Source organism: Candidatus Trichorickettsia mobilis (assembly GCF_034366785.1).
In the GTDB taxonomy this organism is placed as follows: Bacteria; Pseudomonadota; Alphaproteobacteria; order Rickettsiales; family Rickettsiaceae; genus Trichorickettsia; species Trichorickettsia mobilis_A.
Genome location: NZ_CP112952.1, coordinates 1 through 5,082, shown reverse-complemented (window position 1 = coordinate 5,082; position 5,082 = coordinate 1). Strand labels below are relative to the sequence as shown.

Sequence of the window (5,082 nt, the reverse complement as noted above, 5' to 3'; positions counted from 1 at the left end):
AAGTTTGCTACTAATTTTCAAGAGGTGATTAGAAAAAGAGAACGTAAACCGACGGACAAATGGCATTTAGATGAGATGACGGTCAAAGTTAACGGTGAAATGTTTATACTTTGGCGACTGTTGATTCTGACGGTTACAAACTGGAAGTATTATTACAAAAGCGTCGTAATAAGAAAGCGGCTATACGCTTCTTAACGAAGCTACTTGGGAATTATCAAGCGCCAAGAGTCATTATTACAGATAAGCTAAAGAGCTATCAAAAACCAATACTCTATATGTGCCCTAAGACAGATCATCGTTCTCATAAAGGATTAAATAATCGAGCCGAAAATGCCCATCAACCTACTCGTCGAAAAGAAAAAGTACTCATTAAATTCAAATCTCCGCATGGGGTTCAAAGAACATTATCATTGATGGGTAAGGTGAGAATATATTTGCTATTGATGTCGGACGATATACAAAAAATGCTCAAGAACAGCGAGCTGCTTTTTCTGTTGCTAAATCAATCTGAGATGAGGCTACCACAAGGCTTCTTGCTGTCTGAAATCTATGGATATAGGACTTTTTAAAGTCTCGTGTATTTAACTTGACGGTGCCTTAAATACCCCTTATCTCACTAATCAAAACTGCTTTTTCTATCGATTGATTTGCTATGCTTGCTTTTGTCATATAACTTTATATTTTTAAGCAATTTTTATCTTATCGATAATTCAGTGGAGCTATTAATTAAAGTTACTTTTACCAATTGCAAAATATAAATTATTATGCCAAATTATCCACTTGCTACTTCTCGTATTTTTGAAAATAGTTTTTTAGCAGAAGAACTGAAATTTAATGAAAATTCCAATAAGGCATTTGTCTATACTATAAATTTAACTAATTGCAACGATCTTATATTACCTCATACTATACATAAATTTTGGCAGTGCCTTTCAACTGATGAAAAAAGTCGAGCTACTAAATACTACACTAAACAGTTAAGTGATCAATATATTATTTCTCATGGAATTTTGCGATATATTTTAAGCTATTATACTAGTCAGTTTCCACAAAATATTGAATTTACTTATAATGAATATGGAAAACCTTTTTTAAAAAATAATAGCCATAATATTCAATTTAATATGTCTCATTCACATGGCGTGATAGCTTATATTATCACTTTAAATTACCAAGTTGGTATTGATATAGAATTGCATGATGATAGCTTAAATATACAAGAACTAATTGATTTAATATTTACTCAAGCAGAATATAAATTTTTTACTACTCTTAAAGATAAGGAAAAGCTTAAATTCTTCTATAATCTATGGACTAAGAAAGAATCATTGATTAAAGCAAACGGCAGAGGACTGTCTTATCCAATTAATACCATAGAAGCTATGATATTAACTTTTGATAGAAAGATATTTCTTGCAAGTAAAGAAAATAACTATGACCAAGCATGGTATTATTTCCCATTAGAAGTACCCAAAAATTACTCTGGAGCAATTGCCATAGAACATAAAATAAATAAAATAATTTATTTAGAAATGAATAACCAAAGAAATACCTTTGACAATATAAGGTTAAAATACTTCCATTAATTTCTTAATAGAAAATTGTTGAATTTTTGAATGAAGAATTCTCAAAAATAAAAGTTCAAAATTTACAACACCAAACCAATAAAAAGCTAAAGTTGAAAACTATAGAGAAAAAAGTAAAAAGGTTGCTTAAAGATATTGAATTAATACTAAAAACTAATCCTTTAAATCATGATTTAAATTTAAAGATTATTGATCTTAAAACAGAGTGAACAAGTATAAGATTTTAACGCATTTAATATTACCTAGCATGATTAATATGGAGAGGATTATCAAGACTAACTGATCTCAGACTCGGATTTAAAACATTGTCATGAAAATAATTTGTGAGTAATTGAAAGAAGAACCATACGGTTACCTTGATTTAGCAAAACCAGCAAATATTTTATTCCTTTATCTTCGCTTATTGTGTATTCCTTGAAAAAACAATAAATCTTTGATGAATTTTAACTCTTCCATCTCACTTACTACTTCTCTTATCTACCAAATTGACGTATATATGGCATTTGAAGTTCCTATACTTTAAACTTAAAAAATATTAAACTCATGAGTTTCTTTAAACAAAAAAGCTTTGAATCAGTAAAGGAAGTCAGTGCTATTGGTGAGTTAAATAAGACTTTAGAAGCATTTGATTTAATATTATTTGGTCTTGGTGGTATTATTGGTAGCGGCGTATTTGCTCTAACAGGGCTTGTAGCTGCAAAATATTCTGGACCAGCCGTGACCATATCATACATCATCGCTGGCGTAACTTGCGTATTTGTAGCACTTGCTTATACTGAGCTTGCAACGATGCTAACAACATCAGGTAGTGTGTATACATATTCATATGTAGCATTTGGTGAGGTCTTTGCTTGGTTAATTGGTGGCATAATAATATTAGAATTATGTTTAGGTGCAGCAGCTGTTTCTGCCTGCTGGTCTGGCTATATACAATCAATATTCAAGGTAGCAGGATTTGCTATACCGGAAATATTTGGTAAAGTTCCTGCTGATGGCGGAATTATAAACTTACCAGCTCTATGTATCGTAGCATTTGTAGGTTTTATATTATATCTAGGAAATAAAGATAGTAAGAAAATAAATGCAATTTTAGTGTTTATAAAAATGGGGGCAATTTTTGTTTTTGTGTTATTTGCAGCCCCGCATTTCAATACAAAATATTGGGTAGAATTTATACCTTTTGGTTTTGATAATGTGGTGGTTGGTGCCTCTATATTATTTTTTGCTTTTACTGGTTTTGGAACTATAGCTACTGCTGCCGAAGAGTGTAAAGACCCAAAACGTGATTTAGTAATAGGTATAATAGGATCATTAGTGATAGCAAAGCAATATACGTATTGATAGGTGGCTTGGTTACAGGTATAATAAATTTTTCTGAGCTTAATAATCCACAACCTTTAGCACATGCGCTGGCAATCAATAATAGCAATATTGGATCAGCAATTGTGGCTACCGGTGCTGTTTGCGGTATGACAACGGTAATCATGATGAATATTTATGGTGTATCACGTATTTTCTACGTGATTGCTAGAGATGGGCTGCTACCAAAGGCTTTAGCTAGACTTCATCCTAGATATGATAGTCCGTATGTTACAATAATAATATTTTCTATAATCACTGCATTGCTTGGTGCATTATGTCCTTTTCAACTATTAGGCCAATTATCCAGTATGGGTGCATTGATTGATTATATCACTATAGTATCTATAGCAATGCTATTTCGATTAAAATTACCAAATGTTATAAGGTCATTTAAATGTCCAGCTATTTTTATAGTAGCACCGATTGCGTTTGTAGCTGCTGGGTATTTGCTATTGAAACAAGTTTTTGACAATGAGGGTAATATATTAATCACTGGTAAACTGGTTATATATTGGTTAAGTACCATATTTGTACTGTATATAATTAGATCTATTTTTATAAGATCCAGCTATTAAATCTGTAAGCATGTCAAGATGATTGTGATTTTATTTACTGAACCTTGGTAGCTTAAATATCTAAATCTACTAGTTATTTGGCATAAATTCTATATATAAAAATTCTGAAACTATTTGACAGTTTTAATATTTTGAATACACTATCTAAAACTACCATTGATTTAAGGTTTATTAGTAATGAAAAGTTCTTATTATGGTTACAAAGAAAGAGAAGTTGAAGAACTTATAATTAAAGAAACTATAACAGAGTCAGTCGTATATGTAGAAAGTATAGACATATTTACTTTAATTTATCAAGGTAATTTAATCTCGGTACGTAAAGCTATAAAAAATGGAGATATAAGCCTTTATCATAGAAATGATCAGGGTCAAACACCTCTACATTGGGCTGTTTTATATAATCAAATTGAAATAGCTAAAGAATTGGTAACTTTAGGAGCAAGTTTAGATGTTACTGATAATAAAGGTAACACAGTTAAAGATATTATAAATCTTTATCATCCAGAGATACAAAACTCACTTGCTATTATTTCATCACTAAAAGCAAGTAGTAAAGAAAATTTTGTTGAAAATGAACAAGATGAGAATCAAGATACAAGTTTACTTGGTGGCATTAAAGATAACTGTGAAATTTTTTGATAAAATTCGTGACGCCACTACAGTAAATCTAATTTACTCAATATAGAAAAGCTTTCTTATATTTTAGCTGATATTTATAAAATTCTATGACTAAAGCTTATATTCCAGAAAAAGATTTTAGTCTTTGTATAAAAAATGCAATAACTAAAGTTTAAATACTATTAAAAATCTGCGTAGCTATATCCTACCATTATTTATTAATTTTTTTAGGATGGTGGCAATTATGCAAATTGGATATGCTATTCTAAAGTGTTATCTATTAGAGCAAAATGTTAATATCAATATTGTTTTTATCTAATTTAAGTATTGTAGAAACTGTCTCAAAAATTCCAGCTCCATCGACAAGTCTACAAATGGAGTGTTAATATTTAATACGAGTTAAGTTGTTTTTTGATCACACAATAACTTTCATTATAAATATTGTACAAATAATAAAATTGTAGCTTGTACTTAGAGAAAATTCATTGCACACCCAAATTTTATATAAAATTCTGATAATTTCTAACATAGCTGCTTGACATTACAATTGTATTGTAGACATGTATAATACAACCTACAATAGAGAAGAGCATATGAAAAATAATGAAAATAGTATAAGAATAAAATTAAATAATACATGCATTATATATTTATGTAATTCAACGGTGAAAAACTAGTGGTGCGCTCTGTGCAAAGGTATAAATCACTAAGTGCTATTTTTTTGGGGAAGATTAATTAGTATTTTTACTATGTACGTCTCACAGTCTTAGAGCTTGTCTTGAAAGTATTAGGAATATAAGCTAAAATGCTTAAAACTCAACATATGAAGGAATGTACTCTACTGATATCACGGATAAAGAATGGTTAATCTTAGAACCTTTTGTAGCTCAAGGCAAAATAGGCCGTCCTCGCACCCATGATATAAGTTGTATAATTAATGC

Annotated in this window: 3 protein-coding genes and 2 pseudogenes; all 5 read left to right on the top strand. The window is 30.0% G+C overall.

What is annotated here, in order from left to right; genetic code table 11:
- Positions 1-195, top strand: a pseudogene (locus tag Trichorick_RS08975) (hypothetical protein); the annotation flags it as partial.
- Positions 111-569, top strand: a complete 459-nt coding sequence (locus Trichorick_RS08970; RefSeq protein ID WP_323739312.1) for a DDE-type integrase/transposase/recombinase — start codon at positions 111-113, stop codon at positions 567-569. The pseudogene Trichorick_RS08975 and the gene Trichorick_RS08970, both read left to right, overlap by 85 nt.
- A gap of 195 nt (positions 570-764) precedes the next feature.
- On the top strand, positions 765-1,586 hold the full coding sequence (locus Trichorick_RS08965; RefSeq protein ID WP_323739311.1) for a 4'-phosphopantetheinyl transferase family protein: 822 nt from the start codon (positions 765-767) through the stop codon (positions 1,584-1,586).
- A gap of 543 nt (positions 1,587-2,129) precedes the next feature.
- Positions 2,130-3,523 (top strand): annotated as a pseudogene (locus tag Trichorick_RS08960) (amino acid permease).
- A 177-nt stretch (positions 3,524-3,700) separates the two neighbouring features.
- Complete coding sequence (locus tag Trichorick_RS08955; RefSeq protein WP_323739310.1) at positions 3,701-4,162, top strand: ankyrin repeat domain-containing protein; 462 nt, start codon at positions 3,701-3,703, stop codon at positions 4,160-4,162.
- Positions 4,163-5,082 lie beyond the last annotated feature (920 nt).

Coding starts and splice junctions, on each gene's coding strand:
- Trichorick_RS08965 (WP_323739311.1), top strand. CDS start 765: ATGCCAAATTATCCACTTGCTACTTCTCGTATTTTTGAAAATAGTTTT.
- Trichorick_RS08955 (WP_323739310.1), top strand. CDS start 3,701: ATGAAAAGTTCTTATTATGGTTACAAAGAAAGAGAAGTTGAAGAACTT.